Raw genomic sequence first — 16,426 nt, forward strand, 5'->3', positions numbered from 1 at the left:
CATGATCCCGAGGAGCCGGTTTCCCGGATGGATCATGCTCCAAACCAAGGAGCGAGTGACATATCCATGGTGACGATCAAGGTCGATAATCTCATCAATTTTGTCGCTGAAGTCTTTTCCCACGCCGAATCCTCGCCCGAAGAAGCCCGTCGCATTGCAACATATTTGACGACCGCCAATCTCACCGGGCACGACAGCCACGGCGTGATCCGCGTACCCGTCTATATCCGCTGGAAGAAGATGGGCTCTGTGGTTCCGAACCAGACCGCCGAGGTCGTGGTCGATACGCCTTCGCTGGCGGTCGTCGACGGCAAATTCGGTTACGGGCAGACGGTCGCGCCGGTCGCCGTCAAGATCGGCATCGAAAAATGCAAGAAGGCAGGACTTGCCGCGGTTGCGCTGCGCAACGCCGGTCATATCGGCCGCGTCGGCGATTGGGCGGAGATGGCCGCCGCCGAAGGGCTGGTGTCGGTGCATTTCGTCAATGCCGCGGGTTCGCTCCTGGTTGCGCCGTTCGGCGGCGTCGAGAAGCGGCTGTCGACTGCGCCCTATTGCGTCGGCATTCCGCGCGAAGGCCAGGACCCGATCGTGCTCGATTTCGCCACCTCGATCGTCGCCGAAGGCAAGGTGCTGGTCGCAAGCCGCGGCGGCAAGAAACTGCCTGTTGGCGCGCTGGTCGATTCCGACGGTACCTTGAGTGAAGATCCGCACGTGCTGTATGGGCCATACACGCCGGACGGGCCGCGCGATCACACCAAGGGCACCGGCGCGATCCGTGCGTTCGGCGAGCACAAGGGCTCTGGCCTCGCATTCATCTGCGAACTGCTCGGCGGCGCGCTGACCGGAACGGGCGCGACCGCGCCGGACCGGCGGTTCGCCAACGGCATGCTGGCCTTCTACATCGATCCCAAGGTGGTCGATTCCGCCAATTTCTTCGACGGCGAAATCTCGCGCTATGTTGACTTCATCCGCGAGACCAAGCCGATTGCCGGCACCGATAACGTGCTGATTCCGGGCGACCCCGAAAGAAAGACCCGCGCCGAGCGCACCAGGAACGGCATCCCCTTGCCTGACGACACCTGGGCGGCGATAGTGAATACCGCGCGCGAAGTCGGCGTCAGCGAAGTCAGCATCCAGCGGGCAACAGGCTAACGAGCACCCATCATCGCGAGCGGAGTGAGGCAATCCATGTCGTCACAAGCGAAGTATGGATTGCTTCGTCGCTATCGCTCCTCGCAATGACGGCATGGCCATGACGGTGAGAACAAGGGAAGGACGGCAAAGTGGCAAATAACAAGGTCAAGCAAATCTGGGCGTCGGGCAAGGCCGTGGTGAACGCGTGGCTGGCGATCCCGTCGGGCTTTTCGGCCGAAGTGATCGCGCAGTGCGGTTTTGACAGCGTCACCGTCGACATGCAGCACGGCGTGCAGGATTATCTCTCGATGGTGCAATGCTTCCAGGCTATGAACGGCCACCCGGTGACGCCGATGGTGCGCGTGCCCTGGAACGAGCCCGGCATCATCGGCAAGGTGCTCGACGGCGGCGCCTATGGCGTGATCTGCCCGATGGTCAACACGCCCGAGGAAGCCAAGAACCTCGTCTCTTATGCGAAGTATCCGCCGAATGGCACGCGCTCCAACGGCCCGATCCGCTCTGGCATGTACGGCTCGGCCGGCACCTATCAGCAGACCGCCAATGATGAGATCGTGCTGTTGCCGATGATGGAAACCAGGACCGCGGTCGAGAACATGGAAGCGATCCTCGACGTCGAGGGCATCGACGGCGTCTATATCGGTCCGTCCGACCTCGGCTTCTCCTACGGCCTGGTGCCGAAGCTCGATCGCGACGAGCCGGAGATCCTCAAAATCTACGAGAAGATCGTCAAGGAATGCGGCAAGCGCGGCCTCAACCCCGGCATCCACTGCAGCGGCGCCGAAGGCGCGGTCCGTGCGATCAACATGGGCTTCAAGCTCGTCACGCTCTCGAACGAGAGCGGCTTAATGATGACCTACGCCAAAATGCAGGTGAACCAGACCCGCAAAGAGTCTGGCGGAAAAGCGTGAGAAGCGAATAGCGAGTAGGGAATGGCGAATAGGGATAGCGAGCGCAGCAATCCTATTCGCTACTCGCTATTCGCCCCTCGCAGCCATTCGCCCCAAAGGAGACCCCCATGGCCCCGGCACCCGTGATCCGCCTGCATCCCGATGACAGCGTGCTGATCGCGCGCGCCAGCCTGCCGCCGGGGCTTGAGGTCGCCAACGGCGTCACCACGGTTGACCGCATTCCGGCCGGCCACAAGGTCGCGATCAAGCCGATCGCGGAGGGCGAGCCGATCAAGCGCTATGGCCAGATCATCGGCTTTGCCACAGCGCCGATCGCGCCGGGCCAGCATGTCCACACCCAGAATTGCGGCATGGGCGATTTCGCCAAGGACTATGCCTATGGCGTCGACGTCAAGCCGGTGCCGAATTTCGATCTGCCGGCGACCTTCGACGGCATCCGCCGTCCCGACGGACGCGTCGCGACGCGCAACTATATCGGCATCCTCACCTCCGTGAATTGCAGCGCCCATGTGGCGGGCCTCGTCGCCGACGTCTTCAAGAAGAATCCGTTCACCGGCGAAAATCCGCTCGCCGATTTTCCGAATGTCGACGGCGTCGTCGCGCTGACCCACAAGACCGGCTGCGGCATGACGCAGGACGAGCCATTGGCGCTGCTTCGCCGCACGCTCGGCGGCTATGCGCGGCACGCGAATTTCTCTGCGGTGATCGTGCTCGGCCTCGGCTGCGAAGTGAACCAGATCGGCGGCCTGATGCAGGAGCAGAAGCTCGCCGGACGCCTGCGCGCGATGGACATCCAGGAAGTCGGCGGCACCCGCAAGACCGTGGAAGCCGGCGTCGCCTTCGTGCGCGAAGCACTCGCCGACGCCAACAAGGTCAAGCGCGAGAAGGTCGCGGCGAGCGAGCTCACGGTGGCGCTGCAATGCGGCGGCTCCGACGGCTATTCCGGCGTCTCCGCCAACCCGGCGCTCGGCGCTGCCAGCGATCTGCTGGTACGTCACGGCGGCACCGTGATCTTGTCCGAGACCCCGGAGACCTATGGCGCGGAACATCTCCTGACACGCCGGGCCGTCAGCCGCGAGGTCGGCGAGAAGCTGGTCGGCCTGATGCGCTGGTGGGAAGAATACACGCAGCGCGAAGGCGCCGAGATGAACGCCAATCCGAGCCCCGGCAACAAGGCCGGCGGCCTCACCACGATCCTCGAGAAATCGCTTGGCGCGATGGCGAAGGCCGGCAGCACCAATCTCGTTGACGTGCTGCACTACGCCGAGCCGGTGACCAAGCGCGGCTTCGTGTTCATGGACACGCCCGGCTACGATCCGGTTGCGGCGACCGGGCAGGTCGCGGGTGGCGCCAATCTGGTCTGCTTCACCACGGGACGCGGCAGCGTGTTCGGCTGCAAGCCCGCGCCCTCGATCAAGCTCGCCACCAACACACCCATGTACAAGCGCATGGAAGACGACATGGACGTCAATTGCGGCACCATCCTCGACGGCGAGGAGAGCGTGCAGGAATGCGGCCAGCGCATTTTTGATCTCATGCTGAAGACGGCATCCGGCCAGCCCACCAAGAGCGAGAGTTTTGACTTTGGCGGCGCCGAGTTCGCGCCGTGGGTGCTCGGCGCGACGATGTGAGAAGGCGAATGGTGAGTGGCGAGTAGCGAATAGGGCCGTTCCGTTCTATTCGCCACTCGCTATTCGCCACTCGCCCGCCTGCTAGGCAGGCGTGCCCGTTGTTAGTGCTTGCCGTCGGCCGGAACCAGTGTTCTGCTCAAAAAAGCTGCTGGAGTCCGCCATCCGTGTCGATCTTCGTCGCACTGCATCACGTTACGCATTACAAGTACGACCGACCGATCGACCTCGGGCCCCAGACCATTCGCCTGCGCCCGGCGCCGCATACGCGCACGCCGATCCTGAGCTATTCGCTCAAGGTCACGCCAGCCAATCATTTCGTGAACTGGCAGCAGGACCCTCAGGGCAACTGGCTGGCGCGTCTGGTGTTTCCGGAGAAGGCGACCGAGCTCAAGATCGAAGTCGATATCACGGCGCAGATGACCGTGATAAATCCGTTTGATTTCTTCGTCGAGTCCTACGTCACCTCCTATCCGTTCCAATACACGAGCGATCTCAAGAACGAGCTCGCGCCTTATCTCGCAACCATCGAGCCGGGCCCGCTGTTTGCCGACTATCTGAAAGAGATTCCGCGCGAGGCAGACGGCACCGTCAATTTCCTGGTCGACCTCAACGCAAAGCTGCGCGAGAAAATCCGCTACGTCATCCGCATGGAGCCCGGCGTGCAGACGCCGGAGCAGACGCTGGCCGCCGGCGCGGGCTCCTGCCGTGACTCGGCATGGCTGTTGATCCAAATTCTGCGCCATCTCGGTTTCGCCGCACGCTTCGTCTCCGGCTATCTGATCCAGCTTCGTCCCGATATCGATCCGGTCGAGGGCCCGCGCGAGGTCGATAACGACTTCACCGACCTGCATGCCTGGGCCGAAGTCTATTTGCCCGGTGCGGGGTGGATCGGCTTCGACGTCACCTCGGGCATGCTGACGGGCGAGGGGCACATCCCCGTTGCAGCCACGCCGCACTACCGCTCGGCAGCGCCGATCTCCGGCACTGCCGGCTTCGCCAATGTCGATTTTGCCTTCGAGATGAGCGTCAAGCGCATCCGCGAGGCGCCGCGGATCACGCGTCCGTTCTCGGATGAATCCTGGGCGCGGCTCGACGCGCTCGGCGAGCAGGTCGACGCCGATTTGAAGACGGAAGACGTGCGGCTCACCATGGGCGGCGAACCGACCTTCGTCTCGGTCGATGATCTCGAAGCGCCGGAATGGAACATCGCCGCGGTCGGTCCGACCAAGCGTGCGCTCGCAGATGACCTGATCCGCCGCCTGCGCGATCGTTTCGCGCCGGGCGGCTTGCTGCACTACGGCCAGGGCAAATGGTATCCGGGCGAAAGCCTACCGCGCTGGGCCTTCGGCCTCTATTGGCGCAAGGACCGCGTGCCGATCTGGAAGAATGCCGATCTGATCGCCAAGATCGAAAACCCGTACAAGGCCGAGATCAAAGACGCCGAGCGCTTCGCCGTAACGATGGCGCAGAAACTCGGGCATGCCGCCGATTACGTCATGCCGGCTTTCGAGGATCCGGCATTTTGGCTTCAGCGCGAAGCTGCGCTCCCCGCCAACGTCAGCCCAGCGAATTCGAAACTATCCGATCCGGAAGAGCGCGCGCGTCTGGCGCGTGTGTTCGATCAGGGGCTGACAACAGCAAAAGGATATGTGCTGCCGATCCAGCGCTTCAGTCCGCTCGCCGGCGTACGCGCCCGCTGGCGCAGCGAACACTGGAAACTCCGGCGCAGCCATCTGTTCCTGTCGCCGGGCGATTCCCCGCTCGGGCTGCGGCTGCCGATCTCCTCGCTCGAATACACCCCGCCGGAGGATTATCCCTACATCATCGAGACCGATCCGATGGCGCCGCGCGACGGCTTGCCGGATTTCGATGAGGAATTGAAGCGCCTGCTCGACGACCTCCCGGAGCCGCCGCCGGTGCGCACGGCGATGTCGATCGAAATCCGCGACGGCACCCTGTGCGCCTTCATGCCGCCGGTCGAGAAGGCCGAGGACTATCTCGAACTGGTGGCGGCGATCGAGGCGACGGCCGAAGACTTGCAGATGCCTGTGCATGTCGAGGGCTATGCGCCACCATTCGATCCCCGCATCGAGGTCATCAAGGTCACGCCGGATCCCGGCGTGATCGAGATCAACATCCAGCCGGCGCAAAGCTGGCGCGAGGCGGTCGATATCACTTTCGGCCTCTACGAGGACGCCGCGAAAGTGCGCCTCGGCGCCAACCGGTTCCTGATCGATGGTCGCCACACCGGCACCGGCGGCGGCAACCACGTTGTGGTCGGCGGCAGCAATCCGCAGGATTCGCCGTTCCTGCGCCGTCCCGATCTGTTGAAGAGCCTCGTGCTGTATTGGCAACGGCATCCGTCGCTGTCCTATCTGTTCTCCGGCATGTTCATCGGCCCGACCAGCCAGGCGCCGCGGATCGATGAAGCGCGCCATGACGGGCTCTATGAGCTCGAGATCGCGCTCGCCCATGTCCCGCCGGCGGGCGTCGAAGCGCCGCTGTGGCTGGCGGACCGACTGTTCCGGCACATCCTGGTCGATATCACCGGCAATACCCATCGCGCCGAAATCTGTATCGACAAGCTCTACTCGCCCGATGGCCCGACCGGCCGGCTCGGCCTGGTCGAATTCCGCGCGCTCGAAATGCCGCCCGATCCCAGGATGTCGCTGGCGCAGCAGCTCCTGATCCGCGCGCTGATCGCAAAATTCTGGCGCGAGCCGCAGCAAGGCAAGTTCGTGCGCTGGGGTACGACGTTGCATGACCGCTTCATGCTGCCGCATTTCCTCTGGGAAGACTTTTTGGACGTGCTCGCCGACCTCAGGCTGTCCGGCTACGATTTCTCGCCGGAGTGGTACACGGCGCAGCTCGAATTCCGTTTCCCGATGTTCGGCCATGTCCACCATGGCGGCGTCGCGCTGGAACTGCGGCAAGCGCTCGAGCCATGGCATGTGCTGGGCGAGGAGGGATCTGCCGGCGGCACGGTCCGCTATGTCGATTCTTCGGTTGAGCGGCTCCAGGTCAAGGCATCAAGCTTTGTCGAGGGCCGCCACGTCATCACCTGCAATGGCAGGCGGATGCCGATGACGGGGACCGGACGTTCGGGGGAGGCGGTCGCGGGCGTCCGCTTCAAGGCCTGGCAGCCGGCTTCCGGCCTGCATCCGACCATCCCGGTGCATGCGCCACTGACCTTTGACCTGATCGACACCTGGAACGGCCGCTCGCTCGGCGGCTGCGTCTACCATGTCGCCCATCCCGGCGGCCGCAACTACGAGACCAAGCCGGTCAATTCCTACGAGGCCGAGGCGCGGCGGCTGGCCCGCTTCCAGGACCACGGCCATACCCCCGGCAGGATCGAGCCGCCGCCGGAAGAACGCACAATTGAATTCCCGCTGACCCTCGACTTGCGGACGCCGCTCCTGCATTGATACGCATCTCGTTTCGGGAAGCGGAATGGCGACCGGCCAGGAACACAGCCAGGAGAACAAGGCCCGCCCGGGCCAGCGCCGCATGGCGCAGTGGTCGCGCGACTATGCGCGGCTGCCCGGCATTCCCGATGAATATATCGGCCCGGACGGCACCCCGCGCCCGGTCTGGACCCGCTTCTTCGATGCGTTTTCTGCCCTATCGCCGGCGGAGATCGAGCGTCGCTTCGCCGCCGCCGACCGGCATTTGCGCGACGCCGGCGTCACCTATCGTGCGCCCGGCGAGACTTCCGACCGGCTGTGGCCGCTGAGCCACCTGCCGCTGATCATCGATGACGCCGACTGGCAGCAGCTTGTTTCCGGCATCACGCAGCGCGCGCAACTGCTCGAAATGATCCTGCGCGACATCTATGGCGATGGTCGCCTTGTCACTGATGGCGCGATCCCCGCCGCCGCGATCGCCGGCAGCAGCGAATATCTGCGCGCCGTCAGCGGCATCAAGCCGCCGGGCGGGCGCTACCTCCACCTTTATGCCGCCGATGTCGGCCGCGGCCCTGACGGCCGCTGGTGGGTGCTCGGCGATCGCACGCAGGCGCCCTCGGGCGCGGGCTACGCGCTGGAAAACCGCCTGGTGCTCTCGCGCGCGTTCGCCGGCCTCTACAAGTCGATGAATGTCGAGCGCGTTGCGCCGTTCTTCGAAGCGTTCCGCGACGCCTTACGCGCCAGCGCCGACCGCGACGAGCCGCGCATTGGTCTGTTGACCCCGGGCTCGTTCAACGAGACCTATTTCGAGCACGCGACGCTGGCGCGCTATCTCGGCTTCCTGCTGGTCGAAGGCGACGATCTCGCCGTCAGCGGCGACCGCGTCCACATTCGCACAGTTGCCGGGCTGAAGCGGCTCGACGTGCTGCTGCGCCGGGTCGATTCCAATTGGCTCGATCCGCTGGAGCTCAACGCCTCCTCGCATCTCGGCGTGCCCGGCCTGATCGAGGTGCTGCGCAAGAGCGGTGTCGTCATCGCCAACATGCCCGGTTCGGGCGTGCTGGAAGCGCGGGCGCTGCTCGGCTTCCTGCCGAGCCTGTGCCGACGGCTGCTCGGCGAAGAACTGGAAATGCCGCATATCGCGACCTGGTGGTGCGGTCAGAAGGCCGCGCGCGAACAGGTATTGTCGCGGCTCGATGATTTCGCGATCGAAAGCGCCTATGGCCGGGGTGTCCCGGGCTTTGCCAGCCATGGTCCCGTGCTCGCGGGAGAGTTGTCGCCGAGCGAACGCGAGCGGCTGAAGATTGCCATCACCGAGCGTGGCATCGACTTTGTCGGCCAGGAATTGGTGCGGCTGTCGACCACGCCGGTGTGGGAGAACGGCCAGCTCACGCCGCGCCCCTTTGTGCTGCGCGTTTTCGCCGCGGCCACACCGCACGGCTGGACGATCCTGCCCGGCGGCTTCTGCCGGATCGCCGAACAGGCGGATGCCCGCGCGGTGTCGATGGGCGACGGCGCACGCGCCGCGGATGTCTGGGTGGTGTCGGAAAAAGCAGTCTCGACCGCGAGCCTGTTGCCCGCCGGCGATACCGTGCGCATCCGCCGCATCGCCGGCGTGTTGCCGAGCCGCGCCGCCGACAATCTGTTCTGGCTCGGCCGCTATCTCGAACGTGCCGAAGCGATGCTGCGATTGATCCGCGCGCTCGGCTCGCCGATGCGCGATCCCGCGAGGTCGAATGCGAGCGGCGCGTCCAACCTGCATTCGGTCGAGCGCATCCAGCGCATGCTGGTGGCCTGGGGCGCGACCTCGCAGACGGCGCGGGCGAACCCGGCCAAGGTCGTCGCCGAAGCCTTGCAGAGCGAGGAACGTTTCGGTTCGGCGCTCTCGCTGGTGCGCTCGGCACAGCGCACCGCCACCTCGCTGCGCGAGAGGCTGTCGCCGGACGCGTGGCAGGTCATCACCGAGATAGTGGACCGGCTCGGCGAGGAGGTCGAGGATGACGATGGCGTCATCAGCGCGGCCGAATTGACGTTGCAGGAGCTGGCGAGCTTTGCGGGACTTGCGCAGGAGAACATGAACCGCGCCGCGGGCTGGCGCTTTCTTGACATGGGCCGCCGCGCCGAGCGCGCCATCAACACCACCCGCTTCGCGCGGCAGTTCGCTTTTGACGAGGCTGGTGATGAAGATCTCGACATCCTGCTGACGCTCGTCGATTGCCAGATCACCTATCGTTCCCGCTATCTGGTGACGCCTATCCTTGCGCCGGTGCGCGATCTCGCGGTGCTCGACCCTTACAACCCGCGCTCGGTCGCGTTCCAGGTCGAAAGCCTCAACGAACACATCGCGGCACTGCCGAGCCTGAAGGAATACGGGATGATCGAGCGCCCGCAGCGGCTCGCGGTTGCGCTGCAGGCGATGCTGGCGACGGCGGAAGCGGAAACTCTTGATGTCAAGACGTTGTTCTCGCTGGAGCAGGACCTGCTCAATCTCGCCGACGCTATCGGGCTGCATTATTTCCCGCACGGGCCCAATGCGAGCCGGCCGGAGAAGCTAACAGGCCTCGCGTGATCTACGATATCAGGCACGTCACGACCTACTCCTACGAAAGCCCCGTGAGTTTCGCGCGATGCTCGCTACGGCTGGAGCCGCAAAGCGGCGACGGGCAGGAGCTGATCTCCCACAGCGTCGAGATCAGGCCGCGGCCAGCAGAGCGCACGGCGCGGCGCGACTTCTTCGGCACCTTGACCGAAAGCGTCCTGATCGAGACCGCGCACCGTAATCTGCGCGTCGACTCGCGCTCGCGCGTCGCGGTCTCGCGCCATGCGCCCGGCCGCAACTCGCCGAGCCCGCCCTGGGAGAGCGTGCGCGACGTTGCGTTCGAGGCGACGAGTCTCGGACCATCATCGCCGGTCGGATATGTCTTCGCGAGCGCGCTGGTGCCGGTGCTCGGGCCGCTTACGGCCTACGCGTCCGCAAGCTTTCCGCGAGGAGGCGGCATCCTCGCCGGTGCCGCCGACCTGATGCGCCGCATCCGCAGCGACTTCAGGTACGATTCCAAGGCCACCGTGATCTCAACGCCGCTAACGGAAGTGTTCGAGAAACGCCACGGCGTCTGCCAGGACTTTGCCCATGTGATGATCGCAGGGCTCCGTGGCCTCGGCCTGCCGGCCGCCTATGTCAGCGGCTATTTGCGCACCATCCCGCCGCCGGGACAGCCGCGCTTGCAAGGGGCTGACGCGACCCACGCCTGGGTCTCAGTGTGGTGCGGCGCCGAGCTCGGATGGATCGGCTTTGATCCGACCAACGATCTCCTGGTTGAGAACGATCACATCATCCTCGCGGTGGGCCGCGATTTCTCCGACGTCTCGCCGGTCGACGGCATCATCGTCGGCTCGCGCAAGCAGAAGCTGAACGTCGCCGTCGACGTGCTGCTGGTGGAGTGACGCCGTCGCGCACATCCTGCCGTAGCCCGGGTGAAGCGTCAGCGTAACCCGGGTCCGCGCCAGATGTTGATCCGCTTGTCCCGGGTTGCGCTGCGCTCCACCCGTGCTACGGATTTACTGCCGATGGCTCAGCGAAATGCGGCGGCGGACGGCGGCAGTCCGCCCGCGCGCTTGCCGCGCAGCGTCTCGGACGGGTACTCGCCGAACAGGTTTCTGTAATATTGGGCGAACCGTCCGAGTTCGATGAAGCCCTGCTGCATCGCGATTTCGCCGACGGTGACCTCTCCGGGCACGCTTTCCCTCAGCATGGAATGGATGGCGCAAAGGCGTTTGTGGCGCAGGAATGTTACGGGGCCGATGCCGAACACTTCCTGAAAGGCACGGTGAAGTCCGCGCCGCGACAGGCTGAATTCGGCGCAGATCTCGGAGATATGCACCGGCCTCGGGCCCACTCTATCGAGATAGTCCTCGACGCGGCGAACGAGCTTCATCGCCGATGGCAGATGGCCGCGGTCATCGGGCGGCAGCGAATTGACGATCGTACCCGTCATGCAGTCGACGATGGCGCGCTTCCAGAATTCCGCCGCATCGTCCGAAAGCACCGACTCGTGTCGTGCGAGACCTGAAATGATCTGGGGCAGGCGGCGGGCTGCGACCATGCCGATCGCATCGTCTGTGCGATAGTAACTCTTTTCCAGCCAATGGGCGGGATCGCTGAGCCGCGCGTCGCCGCCGAAGACGGAGCCGAGATGAGCGAGATCGAGCCGGACCGCTGCATAAGTGGACGCGCCGTGGAAGATCCCATCATGCTCGACCAGCGGCGGGATCACCAGGACGTCGGACGGACGCATGTCGAACGACCAGTGCGTGACACGATCTTCGGCATCCAGCAGCATGCCGACGATCAGCCGGTCATCGGTCGAAATACGCTGCGTGCGCAGGCCGAGACTGAACGAGCCGATGCTCAGCGAGAAATCCCCGATGCCGACATGAGACAGGGTCCCGCGCAGCCTGCCACGTCCGATCTGCATGACGTCGACATGGCTGCCCTTGACGCCCTGATGCATGCCCTCGAAGCCATCGAGGTTGGAGATGTTGACCGAAAGACGTTGCGCCATCTTCGCCTCCCCCACGCACGGTGGGGCAGTGCCGGTCCCGACAACAAGTCGGGGACGGTGAAGTTCCTGCCACACCATGACACCGATTTGTTGCAGCGATTCGGGTTTCGTGATGGCGCGCGTGCGGCAGCAATTGTCCCTGAATTTTCGTCAAAGCCCTCGCAACCCCCAGGGATCGGCCACATCAGGTGAGTTCGCGCGACGGCTATAAGCAAGCTTGCCGAAAATTGGCACACTCTGCACATCACAGGCCCGCGGAGTTGGTCTATCGTTTGGTCCTCAACCAGAGCAGGCACGTGATCAGGTCGTTTTGGACCGCGTCACGCGCGGCGGGAGCGGCTGCGCTTATCGCAACCTGCGCACACGACAAGAGGGGCTCACCTGTTGCTGCCGCTGGGCTGGCGGCGCTTGAACCGGAAGGGGCGCGACACCGCGCAAAGTTGGCGCCATGTTTCGGGCAGAGACCGAATGCAGCAACTATCAGCCGGATGATATCAGGACCGAGGACATGGTCTGGATTCCCGGCGGCACGTTCCGGATGGGATCGGATCATCACTACCCCGAAGAAGCGCCAGCGCATCGCGTGACGGTCGACGGTTTCTGGATCGACCGAACACCGGTCACCAATTGGCAGTTCCGCGAGTTCGTCCTCGCCACCGGCCACATCACCGCGGCGGAGATCCCGCCCAGTCCCGCGAACGATCCGGACGCGCCGCCGGACATGCGCCAAGCCGGCTCGCTCGTCTTCACCGCGCCGCGGCGGGTGCGCGATTTGCGCGACACAAGCCAGTGGTGGACGTTCACGCCCGGCGCCAACTGGCGCCATCCATATGGCCCCAAGACCCACATCAATGTGCTCGGCAGTCATCCGGTCGTGCACATCACTTACGCTGACGCATTGGCTTACGCGAAATGGGTCGGAAAGGAATTGCCGACGGAAGCGGAGTGGGAATTCGCTGCGCGCGGCGGGCTCGAGGATGAGGAATACGCCTGGGGCAACGCCTTGATGCCCGGCGGCGTCCACATGGCCAATACCTGGCAGGGCAATTTCCCGGTCCAGAATCTCTGCGAGGACGGCTATGACCGCACCTCGCCGGTGACGGCGTTCCCGCCGAACGGCTATGGCGTCTCCGACATGATCGGCAACGTCTGGGAGTGGACGACCGATTGGTGGTCGGCACGCCACGAGGCCGACGCGCAGCACGGCGTCCCGCATAATCCCGTCGGCGGCCGCAAGGAGGCCAGCTACGATCCGGCGCGACCGCGGGCTCGCATTCCACGCAAGGTGCTCAAGGGCGGTTCGCATCTCTCTGCGCCGAACTACAGCCGCCGCTATCGTCCCGCCGCGCGGCACGCGGAGGCGGTTGATGCCTCGACGAGCCATGTCGGCTTCCGGTGCGTGTTGCGCTCACCCGTTTCTCCATCTCGCCACCATTCATGATGCGCGGTCATCCTGCTGGTTGCACACCGCTGAACGTGCTACCGAGCTAGGAAAGCGTCATTGAATCGGTTCCGATGATGGGAACAAGTCTGTGCTTCCGGCAATTAGCCCACTCGGCAGCAGGGGAGGCGTGGTGTCGAATACTGCGAATGCGAGGCCGGGGGGCGAACCAGCGGCCGTCATGTTGTTCCCGCAGCCGGCGCTGCAACTGGTCTATGACACAGCGCCGATCGGGCTCGCATGCCTGTCTCCAGACTGCCGGTATCTGCAGATCAATCAACGTCTTACCGAGATATGCGGATTGTCCGTCGAGTACCATCTCGGACGCTCCGTCAGGGATTGCGTGCCGGCGCTGGCCGACTCGGTCGAGCAGATCGTGCGGTCGATCATGGAGACCGGCGAACCGGTGATCGGCGTTGAAGTCGCCGGTCAACGGGCCGATCGGGTCGATGAGCGTTTCTGGGTAACGTATTGGCACCCGTTGCGCGCCCCAAGCGGCCAGATCGTTGCCATCAATGTCGCGGCGGAGGAGATCACCGAACGGAAGCGCAGCGAGCAGGCGCTTCGCCAGGCCCGCGATGCTGCCGAGGCCGCGCTGCAAGATCTGCGAGAGGCCCAGGCTTCGCTGGTTGAAGCCGAGAAGCTTGCCGCGCTTGGCCGGATGGTCGCGGGCGTTGCCCATGAGGTCAACAATCCCGTCGGCATCAGCCTGACGGTTGCCTCGTCACTTCAGCGCAGGACCGAGCGTTTTGCGGCCGAAGCCGCACGCGGCGGCCTCCGCCGGTCGACGCTGACCGAGTTCGTCGCCGCGATCAACGATGCATCGAACCAGCTTGTGACCAACCTCAATCGCGCGGCCGAACTGGTGAGCGCGTTCAAGCAGGTCGCAGCCGACGACGATCAATCCGAGCGACGAGAATTTGATGTTGGCGAATTGACCGGACGGATTCTCCTCAACCTTCGTCCCGAGTTTCAGGAGCGCGGCATCACGTTGAATGCATGGTGCGAGCCAAATCTTCGGATGAACGGCTATCCTGGCCCTTACGGGCAGGTGCTGACCAATCTGGCGTTCAATGCCATCGCGCATGCGTTTCCGGACGGCCGCCGCGGTGCCGTCGACCTGACCGTGCGCGCCGCAGGGCCCGATCATATCGAGGTGGTGTTTGCCGACAACGGTTCAGGGATGAGTGCCGAGACCAGGCGTCGGGCGTTCGATCCCTTCTTCACGACCCGCCGCCACGAAGGCGCGACCGGTCTCGGTCTGCATATCGTCCATAACATCGTAACCGAGCGCCTGGGAGGGCGGATCAGGCTGGATAGCGAGCCCGGCAGCGGCACGCGCGTTCAACTGCTGTTGCCCAGGATCGTGGGCGAGCAGAGCGCGCACCGAAGCGCGGACTGATCACGCGCTCTTCCGCGCGCCCTCAACCGGATCGGCGCGCAAATTACCGAAAAACTTCTCGACCTCGCGCGATAGCGTCTCCGCCGTCGCAGTCAATTCGCCGGACGCGGCAAGCACGGATTCCGCGGCGACGGATGTCTTGCCTATCGCGTCGCTGAGTGAGCCGATATTGACCACCAGCGTGTCATTGCCTTGCGCGGCCGCCTGCGCATTGATCGAGATCTCGCGCGTCGCGGCATCCTGCTCGCCGACTGCGCTTGCGATATTCGATGTCACCACGTTGATCTCGCGCACGGCGTTGCCGATCTCGCGCACTGCTTCGACCGAATTGCGCGTCGAGGCCTGGATCGTGCCGATATTCTCGCCGATGTCGACGGTGGCTTTCGCCGTCTGCTCCGCCAGCGCCTTGACCTCATGGGCGACGACCGCGAAGCCGCGGCCGGCGTCGCCGGCGCGTGCGGCCTCGATGGTGGCGTTGAGCGCGAGCAGGTTGGTCTGCTCGGCGATGGCCCGGATCAGCGTGAGCACGCCGTCGATGCGTTGGGTCGCGGCGGCAAGCCCTTCGATCTCGGCGACCGACCTGTCGGTGCGCTGGCCGGCCTCTTCGACCGCGCCGGCGGACTGGCGGATCTGGCGGCCGATCTCCTGCACCGAGGCCGAGAGTTCTTCGGCCGCGCTGGCGACGGCGGAGACATTGTCGGCGGCCTGCGTGGTGGCGCCGGCGGCCGTCACCGCGCGATCGCTGGCATCGGATGCCACGCTGGCAATGGCCTGCGCGGTATCGCGCATCGAGGCCGCGTTGTCGTTGACCGCGCGCAGCACCGCGCCGATCGCCTCGCGGAACGCTTCCACCGAGGCTTCGATGTGCCTGGTGCGCTCGTCGCGTGCCTTCGATTCCTGCAGCACCTGTGAATTGAGGTTGCGGTTGCGCTGCATCGCCTCCCGGAAGATCTCGATTGCGCGCGCCAGCGCGCCGATCTCGTCGCCGCGCCCAGTGTGAGGAACCGCGACGTTCTCCTCGCCTTCCGCAACCTGCCTGATCGTGGTGGTGATCGCGGACAGCGGGCGGGCGACCGAGCGCGAGATGATCAGCACGCCGAGCACCACCAGAACCAGCGCCAGGCCGCCGAGGCCGGTCAGGACGAGCGCCAGGGTGCGGTTGGTGTCGGTCTCCTGCGCCAGCTTCTTGCTGCGCTCGACATAGACCTTCGACAGCGCCTCCAAATCCTTGTTCAGCGCCGTCCGCATGTCGCGATTGGCGTCGTTGTCGCCCCATTCGCGGCCCGCGGCGGCGCCGATCTCGACGCCGCGGCGCACGAGCTCCTTGCGGAAGTCGACGAACTGCTCGATGCGCTTCTTGAATTTGGCGAACTGCTCGGCATCGTCGGCCCGGACGATCTGCTCCCAGTTCTTGACCACGGCGAGGATGCGTTCGTTGAACTTGAGCAGCCCATCGCCGTATTTCTTCACCGTGGCCGGATCCGTCGACATGTAGATGCCGCGGGATTCCATCACCACCGCATAGACGAGCGAATTGACCCGCTCGACGTTTAGCGCCGCGTGGCTTGCCGTCTCCACGGCCTCCGTGAGCTCCGCGTTCCGGCGGCTGTTGTAGTCGGACAGGAAGGTGATGGCCGCGGTCAGCACCGCGAACAGTGCAAAGATCGCATACAGCTTGGCAGCAAGCGAAAGCCGGGACGCCATGGCGCGGACAGGGATGGGGCGGGGAGAGGTCGTGATTTCAGCCATTCGCGGCACTCCAGATGGGCCGGGGAGCACCGACGGCCGGTAAAATCATCTAGAATCTTGATGGACAATTTCTTAATGCGAGAAGTTTTCCGCATTGCAACCAAAGGCAAGCGACCCAGGCGGCGTCCGGCCCGGATAACCGATCGGCACCGGTTCTTGCATGGTGATAGG

The 16,426-nt window shown here is 64.7% G+C and carries 10 protein-coding genes; 8 read left to right on the plus strand and 2 right to left on the minus strand.

The window, feature by feature from the left end; all coding sequences use genetic code 11:
- Positions 1 to 66 precede the first annotated feature (66 nt).
- The 6 genes from OZ411_RS19635 to OZ411_RS19660 all read left to right on the plus strand — a co-directional run bounded on the left by OZ411_RS19635 (position 67) and on the right by OZ411_RS19660 (position 10,545).
- Positions 67 to 1,152 carry a malate/lactate/ureidoglycolate dehydrogenase gene (locus tag OZ411_RS19635; RefSeq protein ID WP_282529275.1) on the plus strand — a complete coding sequence of 362 codons (1,086 nt, stop codon included), beginning with the start codon at positions 67 to 69 and terminating at the stop codon, positions 1,150 to 1,152.
- Between the two features lie 131 nt (positions 1,153 to 1,283).
- Positions 1,284 to 2,063: an aldolase/citrate lyase family protein gene (locus OZ411_RS19640; protein ID WP_282529276.1), complete on the plus strand. Its 780-nt coding sequence runs from the start codon at positions 1,284 to 1,286 to the stop codon at positions 2,061 to 2,063.
- Between the two features lie 107 nt (positions 2,064 to 2,170).
- Complete coding sequence (locus OZ411_RS19645; RefSeq protein WP_282529277.1) at positions 2,171 to 3,694, plus strand: altronate dehydratase family protein; 1,524 nt, start codon at positions 2,171 to 2,173, stop codon at positions 3,692 to 3,694.
- Positions 3,695 to 3,858: 164 nt separating this feature from the next.
- The gene (locus tag OZ411_RS19650) at positions 3,859 to 7,122 is read left to right on the plus strand and encodes a transglutaminase family protein (RefSeq protein ID WP_282529278.1); all 3,264 of its coding nucleotides are present in this window, start codon (positions 3,859 to 3,861) and stop codon (positions 7,120 to 7,122) included.
- Between the two features lie 25 nt (positions 7,123 to 7,147).
- Complete coding sequence (locus OZ411_RS19655; RefSeq protein ID WP_282529279.1) at positions 7,148 to 9,670, plus strand: circularly permuted type 2 ATP-grasp protein; 2,523 nt, start codon at positions 7,148 to 7,150, stop codon at positions 9,668 to 9,670.
- The gene (locus tag OZ411_RS19660) at positions 9,667 to 10,545 is read left to right on the plus strand and encodes a transglutaminase family protein (protein WP_282529280.1); all 879 of its coding nucleotides are present in this window, start codon (positions 9,667 to 9,669) and stop codon (positions 10,543 to 10,545) included. The genes OZ411_RS19655 and OZ411_RS19660 overlap by 4 nt, the downstream gene beginning before the upstream one ends.
- A 128-nt stretch (positions 10,546 to 10,673) precedes the next feature.
- Here OZ411_RS19660 and OZ411_RS19665 read toward each other — a convergent pair whose 3' ends face one another.
- Positions 10,674 to 11,663, minus strand: a complete 990-nt coding sequence (locus tag OZ411_RS19665) for a helix-turn-helix domain-containing protein (RefSeq protein ID WP_130577131.1) — start codon at positions 11,661 to 11,663, stop codon at positions 10,674 to 10,676.
- Between the two features lie 448 nt (positions 11,664 to 12,111).
- Between OZ411_RS19665 and OZ411_RS19670 the strand changes: the two genes are divergently transcribed.
- Both OZ411_RS19670 and OZ411_RS19675 read left to right on the plus strand, forming a co-directional pair.
- Positions 12,112 to 13,104, plus strand: coding sequence for a formylglycine-generating enzyme family protein (locus tag OZ411_RS19670; RefSeq protein ID WP_282529281.1), 993 nt, complete (start codon positions 12,112 to 12,114; stop codon positions 13,102 to 13,104).
- A gap of 133 nt (positions 13,105 to 13,237) precedes the next feature.
- Positions 13,238 to 14,506 (plus strand): PAS domain-containing sensor histidine kinase, encoded by a 1,269-nt coding sequence (locus OZ411_RS19675; RefSeq protein ID WP_282529282.1) that lies wholly within the window; start codon positions 13,238 to 13,240, stop codon positions 14,504 to 14,506.
- Here OZ411_RS19675 and OZ411_RS19680 read toward each other — a convergent pair whose 3' ends face one another.
- Entirely contained in the window at positions 14,507 to 16,255 is a 1,749-nt protein-coding gene (locus tag OZ411_RS19680; RefSeq protein ID WP_282529283.1) for a HAMP domain-containing methyl-accepting chemotaxis protein, read from the minus strand.
- Between the last annotated feature and the right edge of the window lie 171 nt (positions 16,256 to 16,426).

This window comes from Bradyrhizobium sp. Arg237L, assembly GCF_029990105.1.
In the GTDB taxonomy this organism is placed as follows: Bacteria; Pseudomonadota; Alphaproteobacteria; order Rhizobiales; family Xanthobacteraceae; genus Bradyrhizobium.